15 protein-coding genes are annotated in these 20,997 nt (G+C 64.6%); 5 read left to right on the plus strand and 10 right to left on the minus strand.

All coding sequences use genetic code 11. The features are described 5' to 3' along the window. Positions 1-59: 59 nt before the first annotated feature. Entirely contained in the window at positions 60-524 is a 465-nt protein-coding gene (locus DFK10_RS04130; RefSeq protein ID WP_146193222.1) for a hypothetical protein, read from the plus strand. Between the two features lie 51 nt (positions 525-575). Here the strand turns inward: DFK10_RS04130 and ileS are convergent, their stop codons facing one another. Further along, positions 576-3,491: an isoleucine--tRNA ligase gene (gene ileS, locus DFK10_RS04135; protein ID WP_109386885.1), complete on the minus strand. Its 2,916-nt coding sequence runs from the start codon at positions 3,489-3,491 to the stop codon at positions 576-578. 200 nt (positions 3,492-3,691) lie between these two features. Further along, positions 3,692-4,402: a VIT1/CCC1 transporter family protein gene (locus DFK10_RS04140; protein ID WP_109387131.1), complete on the minus strand. Its 711-nt coding sequence runs from the start codon at positions 4,400-4,402 to the stop codon at positions 3,692-3,694. Positions 4,403-4,489: 87 nt separating this feature from the next. On the opposite strand from DFK10_RS04140, the gene DFK10_RS04145 reads away from it, so the two are divergent. Continuing rightward, on the plus strand, positions 4,490-4,891 hold the full coding sequence (locus tag DFK10_RS04145) for a group III truncated hemoglobin (protein ID WP_109386887.1): 402 nt from the start codon (positions 4,490-4,492) through the stop codon (positions 4,889-4,891). On the opposite strand, the gene DFK10_RS04150 is transcribed toward DFK10_RS04145, so the two are convergent. Together DFK10_RS04150 and DFK10_RS04155 are read right to left on the minus strand one after the other, a co-directional pair. Then, positions 4,888-5,871: a YcjF family protein gene (locus tag DFK10_RS04150; RefSeq protein WP_109386889.1), complete on the minus strand. Its 984-nt coding sequence runs from the start codon at positions 5,869-5,871 to the stop codon at positions 4,888-4,890. The two genes, DFK10_RS04145 and DFK10_RS04150, sit on opposite strands and share 4 nt — an antisense overlap. After that, positions 5,868-7,283, minus strand: a complete 1,416-nt coding sequence (locus DFK10_RS04155) for a YcjX family GTP-binding protein (protein WP_109387133.1) — start codon at positions 7,281-7,283, stop codon at positions 5,868-5,870. The genes DFK10_RS04150 and DFK10_RS04155 overlap by 4 nt, the downstream gene beginning before the upstream one ends. Positions 7,284-7,383: 100 nt before the next feature. Here DFK10_RS04155 and truA point away from each other — a divergent pair, with 100 nt between their 5' ends. The 3 genes from truA (at position 7,384) to DFK10_RS04170 (ending at position 13,798) form a co-directional block, all read left to right on the plus strand. Further along, positions 7,384-8,160: a tRNA pseudouridine(38-40) synthase TruA gene (gene truA / locus DFK10_RS04160; protein ID WP_109386891.1), complete on the plus strand. Its 777-nt coding sequence runs from the start codon at positions 7,384-7,386 to the stop codon at positions 8,158-8,160. 119 nt (positions 8,161-8,279) lie between these two features. Further along, positions 8,280-10,040 (plus strand): autotransporter assembly complex protein TamA, encoded by a 1,761-nt coding sequence (locus tag DFK10_RS04165; protein WP_235866761.1) that lies wholly within the window; start codon positions 8,280-8,282, stop codon positions 10,038-10,040. Next, entirely contained in the window at positions 10,040-13,798 is a 3,759-nt protein-coding gene (locus DFK10_RS04170) for a translocation/assembly module TamB domain-containing protein (RefSeq protein WP_109386893.1), read from the plus strand. The genes DFK10_RS04165 and DFK10_RS04170 overlap by 1 nt, the downstream gene beginning before the upstream one ends. Positions 13,799-13,819: 21 nt before the next feature. Here DFK10_RS04170 and DFK10_RS04175 read toward each other — a convergent pair whose 3' ends face one another. From DFK10_RS04175 to DFK10_RS04200, 6 genes are all read right to left on the minus strand, one after another. Then, positions 13,820-14,827 (minus strand): ABC transporter ATP-binding protein, encoded by a 1,008-nt coding sequence (locus DFK10_RS04175; RefSeq protein ID WP_109386895.1) that lies wholly within the window; start codon positions 14,825-14,827, stop codon positions 13,820-13,822. Continuing rightward, positions 14,820-15,806, minus strand: coding sequence for an oligopeptide/dipeptide ABC transporter ATP-binding protein (locus DFK10_RS04180; RefSeq protein WP_109386897.1), 987 nt, complete (start codon positions 15,804-15,806; stop codon positions 14,820-14,822). The genes DFK10_RS04175 and DFK10_RS04180 overlap by 8 nt, the downstream gene beginning before the upstream one ends. Before the next feature lie 3 nt (positions 15,807-15,809). Beyond that, positions 15,810-16,736: an ABC transporter permease subunit gene (locus tag DFK10_RS04185; protein WP_109386899.1), complete on the minus strand. Its 927-nt coding sequence runs from the start codon at positions 16,734-16,736 to the stop codon at positions 15,810-15,812. A 12-nt stretch (positions 16,737-16,748) separates the two neighbouring features. Further along, complete coding sequence (oppB, locus tag DFK10_RS04190) at positions 16,749-17,672, minus strand: oligopeptide ABC transporter permease OppB (protein ID WP_109386901.1); 924 nt, start codon at positions 17,670-17,672, stop codon at positions 16,749-16,751. Between the two features lie 73 nt (positions 17,673-17,745). Further along, a complete protein-coding gene (locus DFK10_RS04195) occupies positions 17,746-19,389 on the minus strand; it encodes a peptide ABC transporter substrate-binding protein (RefSeq protein WP_109386903.1) in 1,644 nt (547 codons plus the stop codon). 216 nt (positions 19,390-19,605) lie between these two features. Beyond that, on the minus strand, positions 19,606-20,961 hold the full coding sequence (locus DFK10_RS04200; RefSeq protein WP_109386905.1) for a family 4 glycosyl hydrolase: 1,356 nt from the start codon (positions 20,959-20,961) through the stop codon (positions 19,606-19,608). Between the last annotated feature and the right edge of the window lie 36 nt (positions 20,962-20,997).

Genomic DNA, 20,997 nt, shown 5'->3' on the forward strand with positions numbered 1-20,997 from the left:
AGTGTTGCTGCAAGCGTGACAGGCCGCCTAACTTCAATCCATAGACAATGGAGAAACAGATGAAGCCCCTTTTTGCAATCGCGGCTTTGCTTGCCGCCTCTGCCTGTTCCATTCCAGATCAAAGCAGCGTCAGCGGTGCGACGACCATTCCACATACGGATGTCGATGTTCTACCCGAGACTATCCGTAGCGGCGAAGCTGGCTTTACTGGTGTTATTGTCTATGGCGACCGTGGCTATACCGGCATCGTGGGCGACATTCATTACCCGAATATCCGCGTTGCGGGGAACCCGATCGGCAAATGCGAGAAGCGCCGTGCAATGGTGGTTCCATTGGCACCCGGCACCTATGTCGTTTCCGCCCACTCCGAGAACACTGTCGAACACGAGGTCACGCTCGAAGAAGGTTCGGTCGCCTATTTCCGCTGCAACTTCATGCGGATCGGGGGAATCCTATTCCCGCCCGCCGTACTCGAACCGGTCGAAGCCGAGCGCGCCTACGAGATCGTCAATTCGCGCAACTGACCCGGCGATGGCGCCGGGGCCGGCGGCTTTGCCGGCCCGCGCCTGTCCTTCTCAGCCCAGCGCCGCGTCGCAGCGGCCGCAAACGCCGTCATGGGCGTGCCGGCCCACGTCCGGCAGGATCTTCCAGCAGCGCTGACATTTTTCGCCTTCGGCCTTTTCGAAAACCACGCCAACGCCTTCGACTTCCGGCAGGCGGAACGCCTCGGCCGGGGACGGGTCGGTGGTGACGCGGATGCCCGAGGTGATGCAGATATCGTCGAAATTGACGGTATCGAGGATCGCCTTCGTGCCCGCATCAACATGCACGACCGGGGCCGCCTCCAAGGAGGCACCGATGACCTTCTCGCGGCGCTGCACCTCCAGCGCGGCAGTCACCACCCGGCGCACCCGGCGAACATCGGCCCATTTCGCGGCCAGATCCGTGTCACTCCAATCGGCCGGGGTGTCCGGGAAATCCACCAGGTGGACCGAGCTGCCCTCGCCCGGGAAGCGTTCCAGCCATACCTCTTCCATGGTGAACACCAGCACCGGGGCCAGCCAGGTGGTGAGGCGATGGAACAGGATATCCAGCACCGTCAGCGCCGATTTGCGCCGGTCGCTGTCTGCACCGTCGCAATAAAGCGCGTCCTTGCGGATATCGAAATAGAAGGCCGACAGTTCCACCGTGGCGAAATTGAACAGCGCCTGGAACACACCCTGGAAATCAAACCGGGCATAGCCGTCGCGCACCACCTGGTCGAGCTCGGCCACCCGGTGCAGCACCCAGCGTTCCAGTTCCGGCATCTGCGCCGGTTGGATCCGGTCGCTTTCATCGAAATGGGCTAGCGCGCCCAGCATGAAGCGCATCGTGTTGCGCAGCCGGCGATAGCTGTCGGCCACGCCCTTGAGGATTTCCGGCCCGATCCGCTGGTCGGCCATGTAATCGGTCTGCGCCACCCAGAGCCGAAGGATATCGGCGCCGTATTGCTTGACCACCTCTTCGGGCACGATCGTGTTGCCGAGCGATTTGGACATCTTGTTGCCCTTCTCGTCCAGCGTGAACCCGTGCGTGACCACGTTGCGATAGGGCGCGCGGCCCTTGGTGCCGCAGGCCTGCAAAAGCGAGGAATGGAACCAGCCGCGATGCTGGTCGGTGCCTTCGAGATAGACATCGGCGATCCCGTCGGGGGTGCCGTCCGCGCGGTCGCGCAGCACGAAGGCATGGGTCGAGCCGCTGTCGAACCAGACATCGAGAATGTCGAAGACCTGCTCCCAGTCCTCGGGATCGTAGTTTTTGCCCAGGAACCGCGCCTTGGCGTCGGGCTTGTACCAGGCATCCGCACCCTCGGCCTCGAAGGCCTCGACGATACGGGCATTCACGACCGGGTCGCGCAGCAGGAAATCCGGGTCCGTGGGCAGCGCGCCCTTCTTGGTGAAACAGGTCAACGGCACACCCCAGGCCCGCTGGCGCGACAGCACCCAGTCGGGCCGGGTCTCCATCATCGACCGCAGCCGGTTCTGACCGGAGGCGGGGGTGAATTTCACCAGCTCGTTGATCGATTTCAGCGCCCGTTCGCGGATCGTCCTGCCATGCTCGTCCTGCCCGTCGCCCACAGGGCGGTCGATGGCGGCGAACCATTGCGGCGTGTTGCGATAGATGACCGGCGCCTTGGAGCGCCAGGAATGCGGATAGCTGTGCTTGATCTTTCCACGCGCCAGAAGCCCGCCGACCTCGGTCAGCTTGGAGATCACGGCGGCGTTGGCGTCGCCTTCCCAATCGCCCTTCTTGGCCTTTTCGCGCAGGATGCGCTTGCCCCCGAAGAACGGCAGGTCCTCGCGGAAAGAGCCGTCGTCCATGACATTGTAGGTGATGACCTGTTCGAGCATGCCAAGGTCTCGGTAAAGCTCGAATTCCTCCATCCCGTGCGACGGGGCGCAATGGACGAAACCGGTGCCTTCCTCGTCGGTCACGAAATCGGCGGCGCGGAAATCGCGCAGGTCGTCCCATTCGCCGCCCGACCCCTCGGCCCCGGCCAGCGGGTGCTTGAGGGACAGGCCAGACAGTTCATCCGACGTGACATCGCGCACGCGCCGCCACATGCCATCATCCAGCCGTGCGCGGGCAAAGACATCGGCGGCCAGCTTGTCGGCCAGAAGGTAGCGGTCGCCGGTGTTGGCCCAGCATTCCTCGGGCGTGTCCGTGACCTCATAGAGGCCATAGGAAATGTCCTCGCCATAGACCACCGCCTTGTTCGAGGGGATGGTCCACGGCGTGGTGGTCCAGATCACGACGTGGGCGCCCTGCAACTCACCATCGGTCGCAACCGCAAATTTCACCCAGATCGTGAAGCTTTCCTTGTCGTGGTATTCGACCTCGGCCTCGGCCAGGGCGGTCTGTTCCACGGGCGACCACATGACCGGCTTTGACCCCTGGTAGAGCGTGCCGCTCATCAGGAATTTCATGAATTCCTCGGCGATGACGCGTTCGGCGTGGAAATCCATCGTCAGGTAGGGATCGGCCCAGTTGCCGGTGATCCCGAGGCGCTTGAACTCGTCGCGCTGGATGTCGATCCAGCCTTCGGCGAAACGGCGGCATTCCTGGCGGAAGTCGATGACGTCGACCTGGTCCTTGTCCTGGCCCTTCTCGCGGTATTTCTCCTCGATCTTCCACTCGATCGGCAGGCCGTGGCAGTCCCAGCCGGGCACATAGCGACTGTCATGGCCCATCATCTGGTGGGACCGCACGATCATGTCCTTGATCGTCTTGTTCAGGGCGTGGCCGATATGCAGGTGGCCATTCGCGTAGGGCGGGCCGTCGTGCAGGATGAAAGGCGTGCGGCCTTCTTTCTCGCGCAGGCGGTCGTAGACGCCGATCTTTTCCCATCGGTCCAGCCATTCGGGCTCGCGCTTGGGCAGCCCCGCGCGCATGGGAAAGTCGGTTTTCGGCAGGGTCAGCGTATCTTTGTAGTCAGGCGTATCGGCGCACATCGTGTCGCGTCCTTCGAAATTCGGTGTTTTTCACGGCTGTTCGGTGCGGTGCGGATCCCTCGGACACCTTTGCCCGGCGTCTCTGATCAGGCTCAGAGCGCCGGGGTTGTAATTCGAATGATGGGCCGTGCATATGTCATGACAGGGCCGCTTATAGGACCGCTGGCAACAAGGGTAAAGTGCGCGGGAACGAAGCGCCGTCAGACCGCGAAAAGTGTCCCGACGAAATAGGCGATCAGGGCGGCGATACCGCCGATCACGAAGGTTTCGAACCCCGAGCGCCACCACGGGGCCAGCGACCAGCGGCTTTTCCAGACGCCAACGGCAAAGAACATGGCCATGGTCAGGCCGACGGACCATCCGAATGGCGCGGCCAGCCCCAGAAAGAACGGCAAAAGCGGCACGAACCCGGCCAGAAGAAAGGCGGCAAAGGTGGCCAGTGCCGCCCGCATCGGATGCGGCTCGACGGCGGAAAGCCCGTATTCGCCCTCGATCATGAGGTCGATCCACGCTTTCTGGTTGGCTGCGATCGCCGTCACCGCCTCTTCCAGAACGTCCCCCTTCAGGCCCTTCTGGCGCAGGATTTCGCGAATCTCGCGCCGCTCGCCCTCGGGATGGTCGCGGATATGGCGCGCCTCGACCGCGCGCAGGCGCTTCATCTCGTCAAGCTCCGACTTGGTGCCGGAATAATTGCCTGCGGCCATGGAAAACCCGTCGGCCAGCACGTTCGCCATGCCCAGCGCGATGATGATGAAGGGCGAAAGCCCCGCCCCTGCAACGCCCGCGACGATAGCGAAGGTGGTGATCGACCCGTCGATCGCGCCATAGATCATGTCGCGCACATGACCGCGCCCGGCGGGGGCATTGATGCGGGCCTCGACTTCGGCCTGGCTGTGTCCGTGTTCTGTCATGCCGCCAGACTGGCCCGCCGGGCGGCGCGCCACCTTGTTCCAGATCAACCCCTTCCCCAGCGCCGGGACTTGGCGTATGCGAAGCCCATGCCCCTGCCGCCCAAATTCGATGTTTCGGAAGACGAGATCGCCCGCGTCGTGGCCCGGTTCTACGAACGTATCCGTGCCCATCCCAAACTTGGGCCGGTCTTTGCGGTTCACGTCGATGACTGGCCCGCGCACGAGGAAAAAGTGACCCGCTTCTGGTGCAACGCGATCCGGCACGAACGGGTCTATGACGGCAACCCCGTGCAGGTCCATGTGGCCGCCGGCAATGTCCGCCCCGGCATGTTCGAAACATGGCTGGAGATTTTCGACCTGGTTCTGGCACAGGAACTGGCCGAGGCACAGGCCCGGTCCTGGTCGGCCCTGGCACACCGGATCGGGGCCAGCATGCGGGCGGCGGTGGTGGACCGGCAGCGCCCCGGTGAGGTGCCGATCCTGCGCTAGGCGCGCGAAAACAGCCCAGTCAGGGACCGTTTCACAAGCCCGCTGACCGTGGGCCTCGGGACAGAGCCGAAGGGCAACGGCCGGCAGACCTCCATCGCGGCGACGCCGACCCGTGCGGTCAGGGCGCCATTGATCACCCCTTCGCCAAAGCGGCGTGACACCTTGGACAGCACCCCGCCGCCGGCGACCGACCCCACAAGGTCATCGCCCACGGCCACGGCCCCGGTGGCCACAAGATGCGTCAGAACAGACCGCGTCAGCCGCCACGACCCCAGCGCGCCGGATCGGCCGCCATAGATCTCGGCAATGCGGCGGATCATGGCGATATTGGCCGAAAGCGCGGTGAAGATATCGGCAAAGGCCAGCGGCACCACGGCGGTGACCGTAGCAACCCGGCGAGCGGCGGCCTCGACCTCTTGCCGGGCACGTTTGTCCAAAGGTTCCAGCATGGCGGTTTCGGCAAGACCCAGCAGTCCATCGGCATCCATGACCTCGCCTTGGCGGTCGGTGAATGCGGACCGGCCCCAGGCCGTGTCCTCACGATCCTTGTAAAGCGCAAGCAACCCATCTGTCACCGCGCGCGCTGTGCTCAACGACCCGTCTGCAAGCGCATCGGCCGCCCGAGATTGCAGCCGGTCCACCCGGCGCAATCGCAACAGCGCTGCCAGTTCCCGAAGCGCGATCAGCAGCAGGACAAGGCAGAAGATCCCGATCAGGCCCAGCGCCACCATGCCCAGCACCGGCGACCGGTCCAGCAGGCCGATGACGAAGTCATAGGCCGCGACCGAGGCCGCGAACCCGACCAGCGCCACAAGGCTGGCCCAGAACCAGCGGGCCAGCCGCGAACCGCGCCGCGCCGCCAGATGCGCCGCCGTCTGCATCGCCGCGCCGGTCTCGCCCTCCTCGGGCACCGGCGGCGCGGCATCGGGTGCGATCACATCGCTTTCATCCAGTTCGATCAGAACGGGGCCTTTGCTCATAACTTGTCCCCCAGGAGAAACTGCGCCGCCCGGTCCAGCCGGATATGCGGCGGCCCCTCTCCCGGTTTCAGGGTCAGGGGCAGCGGGGCAAAGCGCATCACCTCGTAATCGGCGTCCAACCAGGCCTCGGCCCCCTTCCGCGCGGGGGCCAGTAGATGCCCCGGATCGCTCGGCAGAGCGCCGGGATAGAAGGCCGCGCGCCTGTCCGAGCCCAGCAGGCGGCCACGCACCACCGGCAACTCAACCCCGTCATGGGGCACCCGGTCCTCGTCCGTGGCGCGCAGGGCGGCGATGGACATCGCCCCCACCTCGGCCCCGGCAAAGGCCGCCCGGTCACGGGCCTCTCGCAACAAAGCCTCTGTGATGGCGGTCAGTTGCGGGTGCTGTTCGTGGTGCAGGTGGTCGGCCTTGGTCGCGGCAAACAGGATCTTGTCGATCCGCCGTCCCCGGAACAGACGGCTCAGGAAATCATTTCGACCGGGGCGGAAGGCCGACAGGATATCCGCCATGGCCCGGCGCAAATCCTCGACCGCGCGCGGACCGGAATGGATGGCGCCCAGCAGGTCGACTAGAACGATCTGCCGGTCGATCCGGGCGAAATGGTCTCGAAAGAACGGCTTGACCACGTTGCGCTTGTAGCTGTCGAACCGGCGTTCGAATTCCCGCCACAGGCTGCGGCGACCTGGCTTTTCCACCAGTGGCAGGGGGGCGAAGGTCAGAACGGGCGAGCCTTCCAGATCGCCCGGCAACATGAAGCGCCCCGGCGTGCAATCGGAATACCCGGCCTCTCGGGCAGCGTTCAGATGCGCGGTATAGCTCCGGGCCAGCGCCTGCGCCACGGGTTCATCCAGCACGGCCGAAGGATCATTCGAAGCCAACAGTGAAAGGTAGTCGGCCCCGCCCGGCCGATCCTCGATCCGGGCCAGCACATCCGCAGACCAGCCGGCAAAGTCCTTGTCCAGCAACGACAGGTCGAGCAGCCATTCACCGGGGTAATCCACGATATCCAGATGCACCGTGCGCGGCCCCTGGAACGACCCGATCAGTCCACCGGGCTGAACCTTGAGCGAAAGCCGCAGCTCGGAGATCCGGCGCGTGCTCTCGGGCCAGTGCGGCTCTTGCGCGGTCAGAGCGGCCAAGTGGGTTTCGTAATCGAAGCGCGGCACCGTGTCGTCGGGCTGAGGTTGCAGATAGGCGGTTCGGATCGCGCCCCGGGCCGCCGGCTGAAACTGCGGCATCCGCCCCCGGTCCAGCAGGTTGGCCACAAGCGAGGTGATGAACACCGTCTTGCCCGCGCGGCTGAGCCCCGTCACGCCAAGCCGGATCACCGGATCGGTGAAGGGTGCCGAGAGAGTGTCGGTCACCCCGTCCACGCCCCGCGAAATTCCGTCTGCGAGGGTCGAAAGAACCACCGCCACCCTTCCTTCGTGCTGTTCTGCGCCAAGATAGGCAGGCGACCCAGCAATGTGTAGGGATTGATTTCGCTCCCGCCTCCCCCTAAGGCCCCCGGTCATGCCTCGCTACGCGCTCAAGGTCGAATATAACGGCCAGCCTTTTTCCGGCTGGCAACGGCAGCAGGACCTGCCGACCGTGCAGGGCGCGATCGAGGCCGCATTGGCACGGCTGGAACCGCGCGCCCATACCATCGCCGGGGCGGGCCGCACCGATGCCGGCGTGCATGCGCTGGGGCAAGTGGCCCAATGCGACATGGACAAGGACTGGGACCCGTTCCGCCTGTCCGAGGCGCTGAATTTCCACCTCAAGCCCGATCCGGTCGCCATCGTCGCCTGTGCCCGCGTCGCCGAGGACTGGCATGCGCGCTTCTCAGCCGTCGAACGCCGTTACCTGTTCCGGTTGGTGGCGCGCCGCGCGCCGCTGACCTTCGAGAAAGGACTGGTTTGGCGGGTGCCGCATGGGCTGGACCTGGGCGCCATGCAGGCCGGGGCGGCACATCTGGTCGGGCGGCATGATTTCACGACCTTTCGGTCCTCGATCTGCCAGGCCGACAGCCCGGTCAAAACGCTGGATGCACTTGAGATCGAACAGCAGCCCCGCGTCGATGGCGGCACCGAGTTTCGCTTCCATGTCCGCGCCCGATCTTTCCTGCACAACCAGGTGCGCAGCTTCGTCGGAACCCTGGAACGGGTCGGCGCCGGTGCCTGGGACCCGGAACAGGTGAAAACCGCGCTGGAGGCCCGCGACCGCGCCGCCTGTGGCCCGGTCTGCCCGCCCGACGGGCTATATCTTGCCGGCGTCGGCTATCCCGAGGACCCGTTCGGCGGCATTTGAGCGGCGACCGCCCGCCGGCACTCGGAATTCGCGTTTCCCCCGGCTGCGGTCCGGGTTACATTTTGAAAAGGCAGCTGCGCTTGGGGGTTCATGTGCGCCTTCTAACCGGATGGATTGCGGTGACGATCTGGCTCTGGCCGCTTTGGGCGGCAGCGCAGGATGTGCGCCTAGAGCTTTCGGGGGACGATACCGCGCTGCGTTCGCGCCTGAAGAACGCGTCGCTCAGCGTCGCATTGGAGCGCGACGGTGCCGAGGCACCGCAGGACTTTGTGGCAGCCGCGCGCGCCGACTACGAACGTTTGCTGACCGGCCTCTACCAGGAAGGCTATTTCGGCGGCACGATTTCGATCCTGATCGACGGGCAGGAAGCGGCCGCGCTGGACCCGCTCTTGCCGCGTGCCTCGGTTGAAACAGTGGTGCTGCGGGTCGATCCGGGGCCGAAGTTCCGCTTCGGGCAGACCGAGGTCACCCCTGTCACATCCGCCACGATCCTGCCCGAGGCCTTTCGCGCGGGCGAGGTGGCCCGCACGGAAACGATCCGTGATGCCACGCGCGCAGCAATCGAGGGCTGGCGCGCCGAGGGCCATGCCCTGGCGGAACCGGCCGGACAGACGATCTCGGCCAACCACCCGGACCAGAGGCTGGATGTCGCCGTGCGGATCGCGCCCGGGCCGGTTCTGAACTATGGCCAGATCGCCGTCAGCGGTGCCGAGCGGAGCCGCCCGGAACGCGTTCGCGCCATTTCAGGGCTCCGCCCGGGACGCCGGTTCGACCCTGTCGAGATCGCCCGCGCCGAGGCCAACCTGCGCCGCACCGGGGCCTTCGCCTCGGCCACGGTGGTCGAGGCAGAGAGCGCCAATCCGGATGGCACGTTGCCGCTGGAATTGCAGATCGTCGAACAGCCGCTGCGCCGCCTGGGCTTCGGGGCCGAGTATTCCACCGTGTCAGGGCTGACACTGTCGGGCTTCTGGCTGCATCGCAACCTTCTGGGCGGGGCGGAACGCCTGCGCATCGAGGCCGAGATCGCTGGTCTGACCGGCACGACCGGCGGTATTGACTATGGTCTCGCCGCCAGCTTTTTGCGCCCGGCCACCTTTCGGTCTGACCTGGATTTCTATGCCGACATGGAGCTGGAGCAACGCGACGATCCGAAGCTGTTCGAACGCCGCGTCATGGCCGAGGCGGGCTTCATCCGCCGGGTGCGTGAAGAGGCGGTGATCGAGGCCGGGCTGGGCTATCAAGCGGGCGAGAGCCGCGATGCCCTTGGCACCAGAACCTATCAGGTGCTGACATTGCCACTTGAAGCCACCCGCGACAGGCGCGACGACGAATTCAATGCCACCTCGGGCTACTTCGCCAATCTGGAAATCATGCCGTTCCTGGGACTGGAGGGCAGCGGCAATGGCGTCCGGGTTTTCGCCGATGGCCGGGCCTACCGCAGCTTCGGCGAAGATGACCAGGTCACCGTGGCCCTGCGCGGCCAAGCCGGGGGCGTCTGGGGTGCGGCGGCGGCAAACGTGCCCGCCAGTTTCCTTTTCTTCTCCGGCGGTGGCGGCACTGTGCGCGGCCAGCCCTATCAATCCCTTGCCGTGGACCTGGGCGGCGGCAACGAAATCGGCGGTCGCGCCTTCCTTGGCCTTCAGGCCGAGGCCCGGGTCGGGATCACCGACACGATCGGCCTGGTCGGGTTCTACGATACCGGCTTCATCGGCGCCGACGCGTTCGATCTGGGCGGCGGCGAGTGGCATTCCGGGGTCGGGCTGGGGCTGCGCTATGACACCGGGATCGGACCGGTCCGCCTGGACCTGGCAACACCCGCCAGCGGCGGTGACGTGGGCGAGCGTCTGGAAGTCTATATCGGCATCGGGCAGGCCTTCTGATGCGGTATCTGTGGCTTTCCTTGTGCTTGATCGGCACCCCGATCCTCGCGCAACAGGCCGATGACGATCGCGGTTTCCTGACCGGCCTGATCGAGGATGCCGTGTCGGGGCTTGGCCGCGAGGTGCGGCTGGAGGGGTTTGAAGGCGCGCTGTCCTCGCGCGCAACGGTCGAGGCGATCACCATCGCCGATGACACCGGCGTCTGGCTGCGGCTGGAGGACGCCAGCCTGCAATGGAATCGTTCCGCATTGTTGTCCGGCGCCATCAAGATCGAGGAACTGGCCGCCGAACGCATCCTGCTCAACCGCGTTCCCGAAGCCGCCGGGAACGAATTGCCCAGCGCCGAGGCCACCCCCTTTGCCCTGCCCGACCTGCCGGTTTCGGTCGAGATCGGGGAAATCCGCGCCGATCGGATCGAAATTGCGCGGGAATTCCTTGGCGAACCCGTCGCGGCCCGGCTGCAGGGCGCCGTCTCGCTGATCGAGGGGCAGGCCGACGCGGAGCTTGCGCTGCAACGGATCGACGACAAAATCGGGCAATTCAGCCTAGACACGTTTTTTGACGACGAGACAGGTCAGCTGGACCTGTCGCTGATCGCCGAAGAGGGGCAGAGCGGACTCGCCGCGCGGCTGCTGGGCCTGCCCGGCCGTCCGGCCCTGCGCCTTGAGGTCGACGGTGACGCGCCGATCTCGGAATTCGGCGCTGAACTGACGCTCGCCACGAATGGCCAGGACCAGATCACCGGCCATTTCCAGCTTGGCCGCGAAAATGCGGACACCACGCCTGCCGCCACCTGGTTCAACCTTGCGCTCGGCGGGGATCTGCGCCCGCTTCTGGAAGAAGACTATCACGCCTTCTTCGGACCGTCGTCCAGCCTGCTGGCATCGGGGGTGCGCCACGGGGACGGCCGGATCGACCTGTCGTCGCTTTCCATCGACTCAGAGCAACTGACCCTTGGCGGCTCAGCCCTGGTCAGCGCGGAGGGTTGGCCACAAGCCTTCGACCTGACCGGAACGCTTGCCGCGCAGGATGGCCGCCCGGTCCGCCTGCCCGTTGCAGGGCCACGAACCGAACTGCGCCGCGCCGAAATCGAGGTGTCCTACGATGCCGATGACGGCGAAGGGTGGACCGGACGCTTTGCGGCAACCGGGTTCGCCCGGCCGGATACGCGGATCGAGGCGCTGACCCTTGACGGCACCGGAACGATCAGCCCCGGTGAGGGCGATCTGCGTGGCCGCTTCGCAGCCGAGCTGGAGTACCAGGCGGATGGGATCATGTTGGAAGATCCCGATCTGTCGCGCGCCATCGGCCCGGCAATCACCGGATCGCTGAACTTCGCGCGCCTGGAGGGCGAGCCCTTTGTCGTTCAGGATTTCCGCCTGTCCGGCGCCGGCCTGGCGGTGCGTTCCAACGCTATTGTCAGCGGGCCGGAACGCAGGTTCCGCAGCCTGGTCGACGCGCAGGTCCGGGCCTCGGATTTCTCGCGTTTTGCCGGCCTGACCGAACTGGACCTGCAAGGCAACGGTCAAGTCGACCTGAACGGCCGGCTGCAACCGTTCGACGGGATATTCGATATCTCGCTGGGTGTCGAAACGCGCGACCTCGGCCTCGGGCTGGCCGAACTGGATCCACTCCTCGCAGGGCAGACGAGCCTGGCCCTGGCCGTCGCCCGCGACGAGACCGGCACTCGGCTGGAAAACCTGACATTGCGGGGCGACCACATCCGCGCCGATGCCCGGGCCGAGATCACCGGAGAGGGAGCGAGCGCAACAGTCGATGCCCGGATCACCGACCTTGGGCGCGTCCTGCCCGACCTGGCCGGGCCGGGCACGCTACGCGCCGACCTGAGCACCGACGAGGCGGGGCTCGTGACCGCCCGGGCGGCCCTGGCCGCACCCGATACCTTGCTGGAGGCAACCGGCACCGCCACGCCCCAGGGTGAAGGTTACGCGATGACCGGCCGCGCCACGCTCGATGCCCGCACCCTGTCGCGGTTCGAGGCGCTGGCGGGCGTGCGGATGGGCGGGGCGCTATCGCTGGAGCTGACGGGCGATTTCGATAGCGGAACCGGCGCGGCCTCGGCCACTTTGCGGACCCTCACCCAGGATCTGCGCGCCGGCCCGCAAGGCCTGGACCCCCTGTTGCGGGGCTCGGGCAGTTTGGACGCGGGATTTGACCGGCGCCCCAGTGGTCGGATTGCGCTGACCGGGCTCAATGCACAGTTCCCCAACATCACCGCGCAAGGCGACGTAGTAATCGACGACGCCGGGCAGGCACAGGCGGACCTTGCACTGCGGTTGGCAGATGTGGGCCTTCTGGCTCCGGACTTCGCGGGGCCTGCCACTGCCGATGTGACCGCACGTCAGGTTGCAGGCGGTTGGCAGGTCTCTGGTCAGGGCACCGGCCCCGCCGGCACGCGGTTGAGCGCCGATGGCCGGGTCGGTGACGCGGGACAGTTGGCCCTTTCACTTGCCGGCCAAGCGCCGCTGGGGCTCGCCAATGCCTTCATCGCGCCGCGCCAGGTCAGCGGGCTGGCCAGCTTCGACCTGTCGGTGAACGGCCCACCGCGCCTGTCGTCGATCGGGGGGCGGGTGACCCTGTCGGACGGGCGACTGACTGCGCCGAACCTGCGACAGGCGATCGAGGCGATTTCGGGGAATGTGGACCTGATCAGTGGTCAGGCCAGCATGGACATTTCGGGCGACCTGGCCGCTGGTGGACAGGTCGGCGTCAACGGCTCGGTCGGACTGGTGCCGCCATCGAATGCGGATCTGTCGCTAGAATTGCGCCGGGCCCGCCTGCGAGAACCCGCACTCTACGAAACCCGTGCCGACGGAACGGTCCAAATCGCCGGGCCGCTGGCCGGCGGGGCGCGCATCTTCGGGCAGGTCGATATCGGCCGCACCGAGATCCGGGTGCCCTCAAGCCCGGTTTCCACCCTTGGCGATCTACCTGCGGTCACCCATGTCTCTCCGGGCCCTGCCGTGCGCCGGACCCTCGACCGGGCCGGTGTCGGACCCGATCCTGATGCGGCTGGTGACGGCGCGGTTTCGACCCGTCCCTATCCGCTGGACCTGACCATCAACGCGCCATCACGGATCTTCGTGCGCGGGCGCGGCCTGGATGCGGAGCTGGGCGGGTCCTTGCGCCTGTCGGGCACCACCGGCGATGTCATTCCCATCGGGCGCTTCGACCTGCTGCGCGGCCGGCTTGACGTTCTGGGCCAGAGGTTCGCACTGACCGAGGGCTATGCCCAGTTGCAGGGGGACTTCACGCCCTACCTGCGGCTTGTCGCCCGCACCGAAGCACGCTCGGGCACCGATGTTTCGATCATCGTGGAGGGTCCGGCGGACGACCCTCAAGTGTCCTTCGAAAGCAGCCCGGAACTGCCGCAGGACGAAGTGCTGGCGCAACTGCTGTTCGGACGCGACCTTTCCTCGATCAGCCCGCTTCAAGCGGTGCAGCTGGCCTCTGCCGTCGCCACCCTGTCCGGGCGTGGCGGCGGCGGGGCGCTGGAAGGGTTTCGCGAAGGGCTGGACCTGGATGATTTCGACGTCACCACGGACGAGGACGGCAACGCCGCCGTGCGTGCGGGCAAATACATCTCGGAAAATATCTATACCGACATCACCATCGGGTCTGACGGCACATCGGAGATCAACCTGAACCTCGATGTGACGGACGATGTGACCGCCCGTGGCAGTTTCGGTTCCGAAGGCGAGTCCAGCCTCGGGATCTTCTACGAACGCGATTACTAGGTCCGGTAACGAACCGGGCGCCTAAGCGTCTGCCAGCACCTTCTCGACCTCCTGGAACGGACAGGCGACGAATCGGTCCGGCGCGACCTTGTCCATGCCGGGGCGGGCCTCGGCACAGCTGGGCTGTGCCTTGGGGCAGCGGGTACGGAAGACGCAGCCTGATGGCGGGCTGAGCGGGCTGGGCAGGTCGCCCTCCAGCACGGGACGTTCGCGCGCGGCCTCCAGCACCGGATCTGGAATCGGCACCGAAGAGATAAGCGCCTGGGTATAGGGATGGCGCGGCTCTGCGGTGATTGCCTTGGCCGGGCCGACCTCCATCGGACAACCCAGATACATCACCATGATCCGGTTCGAAATGTGCTTCACGACGCTCAGGTCATGGGCGATGAAGATCATCGACAGGCCCATTTCCGCCTGCAGGTCCTTGAGCAGGTTCACCACCTGCGCCTGCACCGAGACATCCAGCGCCGAAACCGGTTCATCGCAGATCAGCAGCTTGGGCTTGACGATCAAAGCGCGGGCGATGCCGATGCGCTGGCACTGGCCGCCCGAGAACTCATGCGGATACCGGTTGATCAGGTTGGGCAGAAGCCCGACCTTTTCCATCAGTTCAGCCACCCGTGCCTTGACCTCTTTGCGGGGCGTGTCGGGTTCGTGCGTGATAAGGGGTTCCGCGATGATGTCGCCCACGGTCATGCGCGGGTTCAGCGCCGCCAGCGGATCCTGGAACACCATCTGCACGTCTCGGCGGTGACGGCGGGTTTCCTGCGCCGTCATCGTGGCAAGGTCGCGGCCTTCATAGATGATCTGGCCGCCAGAACTGGGAATGGTCCCGATCACCGCACGGGCCAGCGTGGACTTGCCCGAGCCGCTCTCACCCACAAGACCCAGCGTTTCGCCCGGCATCAGGTCCACCGAAAGCTTGCTGACCGCGTGCAGCTTCAGCGACGGGGTCCAGGGCCAGGTGCCTTGCGGGCGCACATCGAAGCTCACGGATACATCGCGAATGGACAGGATCGGATCAGCCATCTTGCATCTCCTGCTTCATCTCGGCGAGGCTGGCATGACAGGCACGGGTGCGATTGTCGCCCAAGGGTTCAAGCACCAGTGGCCGGGTCGAACAATAATCCCGGGCGATCTCGCAACGCGGCGAAAATGGGCACCCCGCGGGAAGATGCGACATGTCGGGCGGCTCTCCGGCAATTGTCTGCAAGGTTTCGGTATCGCGGTCCAACCGCGGCACGGCCTTTAGCAACCCCTTGGTATAGGGATGCGCCGGATCGGCGAAGACATCTCCGGTTGGTCCTTCCTCCATGATCTGACCGCCATAGAGCACCAGCGTCCGGTCACAGAAATCGGCGACGATGCCGAGATCATGAGTGATCAGGATCACCGCGGTATTGAACTCCTCACGGATCTCGCCGAGCAGCTTCATGATCTGGGCCTGTACGGTCACATCCAGCGCCGTTGTCGGCTCATCAGCGATCAGAAGGCGGGGGCGGCAAAGCAAGGCCATGGCGATCATGATCCTCTGCCGCATCCCGCCGGAAAACTCGTGCGGAAACATGCTGATCCGTGCCTTTGCATCGGGAATGCGCACCGCGTCCAGCATCTGCACCGCTTCGGCGATGGCGTCCCGTTTCGACAGGCCCTTGTGCAGCTGCAACACCTCGGCCATCTGGTCGCTGACCCGGATGTAAGGGTTCAGCGAGGTCATCGGATCCTGGAAGATCATGCCGATCTGGTTCGACCGCACCTTGTTCAACTGTCGCTTGCTGAGCGACAACAGATCGGCGCCATCGAATTCCACCCGACCAGTCGCGCCGCCGTTCTTGGCCAGCAGCCCCATGATGGCAAAAGCCGTCTGGGACTTGCCCGAGCCGCTTTCGCCGACGATGGCGAGGGTCTCTTTCTCGGCCACGTCGAAGCTGAGCCCGTTGACGGCGTTCACCGGGCCGTCATTCGTCTGAAAGGTGACCGTCAGGTCGGAAACATCGAGCAGCGCCATATCTTAGCGGTCCTTGGGGTCGAGCGCGTCGCGCAGGCCGTCGCCCACGAAGAAAAACGCGAAAAGCGTGATCAGGAAGAAGAACAGCGGGTAGAACAGCATCCAGAGCGTACCGTTGTTCATCTGCTTGGTGCCGAGGCTCATCAAGGCGCCGAGCGACGTATTGGGTTCCTGCACCCCGAGGCCCAGATAGGAGATGAAGCTCTCGAAGATGATCATCTGCGGCACGAGGAGCGTCGCGTAGACGATCACGATGCCCAGCAGGTTCGGCACGACGTGGCGCAGGATGATCGTCAGGGGTTTGACGCCCGTGGCCACGGCGGCTTCGACGAATTCCTTGTTCTTGATGGTCAGGGTCTGACCACGGGCGATCCGCGCCATGTCCAGCCAGGAGATAAGCCCGATGCCGATGAACAGCATCAGGATGGACCGACCAAAGATCACCAGCATCAGGATCAGCACGAACATGAACGGGATCGACATGAGCACATCGACGGTGCGCATCATGATATTATCCACGCGCCCCCCGACATAGCCAGCCGTGGCGCCGTAAAGCGTGCCGACGAAGACCGCCACCAGCGCACCCACGATCCCCACCAAAAGCGAGATCCGGGTACCCTGCACAGTGCGCGCATAAAGATCACGCCCGTCGATATCGACGCCGAAGTAATGGCCGGTCTCAATCGAGGGCACCCCGCGATAGGCATTCGCCCCCATGAGCGAGAAATCGACGAAATCGCGTTCATACTGCGCGATCAGGCCGCCGAACATCGCGAAGATGAAGATCAGGATCAGCACCACCAGACCGGCTAGGGCGGCCTTGTTGCGAAAGAACCGCGCCCGGGCATCCGCCCAAAGCGACCGGCCCCGCACCTCGGCCAGTTGGCCGACCTCTTCGAGCATCTTGGCATCGGGTTGTGCGAGTTTCATGGCCCTGCCCCCTCAGTAACGGATCTTCGGGTCGATCCAAGCGTAAAGGATGTCGACCAGAAGGTTGAACGTGATGGTCAGAACGCCCACCAGAAGCGTAATCCCCATGATAACGGCATAATCGCGGTTGAAGGCTGAGTTCACGAAGAACTGCCCGATCCCCCCGGTCGAAAAGATGATATCGACCACGACCGAACCCGTGATCATCCCCACCATGGCCGGTCCAAGATAGGACAGGACGGGCAGCAAGGCGGGTTTGAGCGCATGGCGCAGGATCACGCGCCGCATGGGCAGGCCCTTGGCCTGGGCGGTGCGGATGAAATTCGAATTGAGGACTTCCAGCATGGACGAGCGCGTGATGCGCGCGATGGACGCCATGTAGGAGGTCGACAGCGCGATGACCGGCATGACGACATATTCCCATTGCCCACCATTCCAGCCGCCGCCGGGCAGCCAGCCCAGCCAAAGCGTGAAGACCAGGACCAGGATCGGGGCCATGACAAAGTTGGGCAGCGCCTGCGCACCGATGGTGATGCCGACGGCCAAGTAGTCGAGCACGGAATTCTGACGGACCGCTGCGGCCACGCCGAGCGAGACACCGACCACAAGTGCGGCGAAAGCGGACCAGAGCCCATAGGTCAGCGTCACCGGGAAGCCCTGCGCGATCACGTCGTTCACGCTTCGGTCGGTATACTGAAAGGACGGGCCAAAATCGAACTGCGTCACCACACCCCAGACATAGGAAATCATCTGTCGCCACATGGGCTGGTCCAGCCCGTACTTGGCCTCAAGGTTGGCCAACACCTCGGGCGGCAGGGGGCGCTCGGAATTGAACGGCCCACCCGGGGCGGAATACATCAACAGGAAACTGATCACGACAAGGATCAGGATCGTGGGGATGGCGACCGCAAGGCGCCGGACGATATAGGCAAACATGTAAGTTGTCCTGAAAGGGGCTGGCCCGCGCCCCTTTGAATCGGAGCGCGGGCCGGTTTTTCAGTTGTCGGGATTATTCGTCAGCGACGAAATACAGATCCTTGGAGTACCAGTTCTGCTGGACGTTCTCCACGGGCCAGGACGGGATCAGGTTCTCGTCCATCATGTAGACGCCGGCATAGTGGTAGATCGGGATCACCGGCATTTCCTCGGCGATGATCTGTTCGACCTGCGTGTAGTTGGCGTTGGGATCCTCGGCCGTCTTGGCATCGGCCAGCAACTGGTCGACCTCGGCGTTGGAGTACTTGGCATCGTTGTAGCCCGAGCTGGTCTGCAACAGGTCGAGGAAGGTCGAGGCCTCGTTGTAGTCGCCACACCATGCGCCGCGGGCCAGTTCGAAATCGCCGTTGCTGCGCGCTTCGAGGAAGGTCTGCCACTCCATGTTGGCCAGCGTGGTTTCCACCCCGAGGGTCTGGTTCCACATCTGGCTCATGGCAACGGCCACCGAACGATGCGCGTCGGAGGTGTTGTAGACCATTTCGAAGGACAGTGGATTGTCCTCGCCATAACCGGCCTCGGCCATCAGTTCCTGCGCTCTCGCGTTGCGCTCTTCCTGGGTCATCGCGGCCATTTCCACACCCGGCACCTCGAAGTTCGCGGTGGCGGCAGGGGTGAAGGTGTAGGCCGGGCTCTGGCCGCCGGCCAGAACGTTCTCCACGATCACGTTGCGATCCACGGCAAGGGCCAGGGCCTGGCGGACACGCTGGTCCTTGAAGGCTTCGGGGCCGTCCTCGCGCAGGTTGAAGGTGTAGTAGTAGTTGCACAGCCGCGGGAAGCTGATCGCCTCTTCGGGATGCTCTTCCTTCAGGCGCGGGAACTGCCCGGCAGGCACCTCGGTGCGGTCAAGCTCGCCGGCCAGGAACCGGGTCAGGGCCTGGTTCTCGTCGTTGATCACCAGAGCGGTCACGCGCTCCACGATGGTGTTCTCGGCATCCCAGTACATGTCGTTCTTGACGCGCACCGACCGCTCCTGCGGCACATGCTCTTCCAGAACATAGGCACCGTTGGACACGATGTTCTCGGGGCGGGTCCACCGGTCGCCATGTTCCTCGACCACCGATTGCGGCACCGGGAAGGTGGTCGCATGGGTCAGCATCTGCGGGAAGTAGGGCAGCGGCTCTTTCAGGCGCACCTCAAGGGTGTAGTCGTCGATCGCGGTCACGCCCAGGTCTTCGAGCAGCGCGTCGCCGGAGATGACCTCGTCGACGTTTTCCAGCGACATCAGGCTCATGTACCAAGCATAGGGCGAGGCCAGTTCGGGGCTGGCCGCGCGGCGCCAGGCGTAGACGAAGTCACCGGCGGTCACCGGGTCGCCATTGGACCACTTGGCCTCCTCGCGCAGGGTGAAGGTATAGGTCAGGCCATCTTCGGAAACCTCGTGCGACAGGGCGACACCCGGCTCCAGCGTATCGCCGGACTTGCTGTCATTGTAGAGACCTTCGAACAGGTCGCGCACGACCTCGGAGCCGGTCACGTCCTCGACGATGCCCGGATCGAGCGAGGAATGCTCGTCCAGAACGCGATAGGTGAATTCCTGGGTCTCGGCGAGCGCCTCACCATTGGGCCCGGTCATCGCGTGGCTCTCGGCGAAGGCGGCACCCGAAAGCACCAGCACAGAGGCCGCCGTGGTGGCCAGAAGCTTGCTGTGGAATGTCATGTAGTAACTCCCTTTCGTAGCCCCTCACAGGGCGGACCCGGCTTGGAGCATTCATTTTGGTCCCCCGTATTCTCTCGGGGGAATGGAGCGAGTGTTCTGGGAGTCGCGCTTGAACGCAAGAGTTGAAACGAAGAAAGTCGCCTCCTCAACGGTTTTACCCGACGTAAGAAACCCCTGAAAACGCAGAAAACTTAAGCGGAAATCCGCCATCTCGTCCTAAACGAGATAGTCCAGCCAAGGCGCCTGTTCGGCGATCATGTGCTCGACAAGATCGGGGATACCGCGCGAAAGGGTCACCACCGGATCCACCAGCAGCGCCTGAATCACCAGATCCTTCTTGCCTTGCAGGACGGCCTCGGCCGTCAGGTTGTGCACGCCGATCTGGTTGCAAAGGAGGCCGCGAATGCCTGCCGGCACGTCCACGGCGATCCCGTGCACGCCATCGGCACCCACCTTGGCCGGCACCTCCACCGCGATCCAGTCCGGCAGATCCTTGATGAAGCCCGCATTCGGGATGTTGACCGCCGCCTCCTCGTAGGCGTTGCCGGTAATCAGCCCGTCGATGATCGGGACCACGCGTTCATGCAGGTTCGCTCCGATCTTCGGCGTCACATTGCCAAGGTAGGTGCGATAATAGGTGTAGAAATCCAGGATTCCCCGGTGGTCGGAACAGTCATGCGCCCACTGGATGTATTCCCCGAAATGGCTGTCATAGGTGATGGGCAGCGCGCCGAAGCGGTCGAGGATCAACTTGAAGAGCCAGCGGTCGGACCATGGCCGCACCTCGGAGATGTGGCTTAGGTCGATCTCCATCCAGCCTTCGGTATCGACGGCAGTGCCAGTGCGGCGGCTTTCGGTCAAAATCTCGGAATAGCCCGGCTGGTTGCCGAAATGTGCCTCGGCCCGGGCGATCACGTCCGGGTAAGCGTCCTTGCCGCTGTCGACATAGGTGCATTCCGTCATCACCGAGAAATGGTTCAGTCCACCCGCACGATAATGGATGTTCTCGCGCGGCTGGCCCAGAAGCGGTGGCAGGTTGCGCTCAAGGCTTGCGATCTCGTGGCACATGCCGATGAACTTGATGCCCGGATAGGCGCGATGCACCGTGGTGGTGATCCGGCTCATCGGGTTGGAATAGTTGAAGATCGTGGCGTCGGGGGCATGTTCCATGACCTTGCCGCAAATCTCCAGGATCGGCGGGATAATCCGCAGGGAATGGAACAGGCCGCCGGGGCCACCGTTTTCGCCGTAGACCTGCGGAATGCCGTATTGCTGCGGGATTTTCCAATCCATGTCCCAAAGGGCGAAGCGGTCGCCGACCTCGATGGAGATCACCACGAAATCGGCCCCCCGCAAGGCCCGGGACAGGTCACCCTCGACGCGCACGGATTGGCGCAGATCGTTCTCGGCCATATAGGCCAGCGCCATCGCCTCGGTGCGCTTTGCGGCGTCCTCGTTGATATCGTTCAGGATGATCTCGGCTTCGGTCAGATGGGCCGACTGGAAAATGTCGCCCAGCATGCCGGCGCCGAATTGCAGGCTTCCAGCGCCAACGAGAACGATCTTGGTCATGGTAGACACCTTTCTTGGGACCCGCCGCGCAAGCGG

Source organism: Salibaculum griseiflavum, assembly GCF_003129565.1.
Taxonomy (GTDB): Bacteria; Pseudomonadota; Alphaproteobacteria; order Rhodobacterales; family Rhodobacteraceae; genus Salibaculum; species Salibaculum griseiflavum.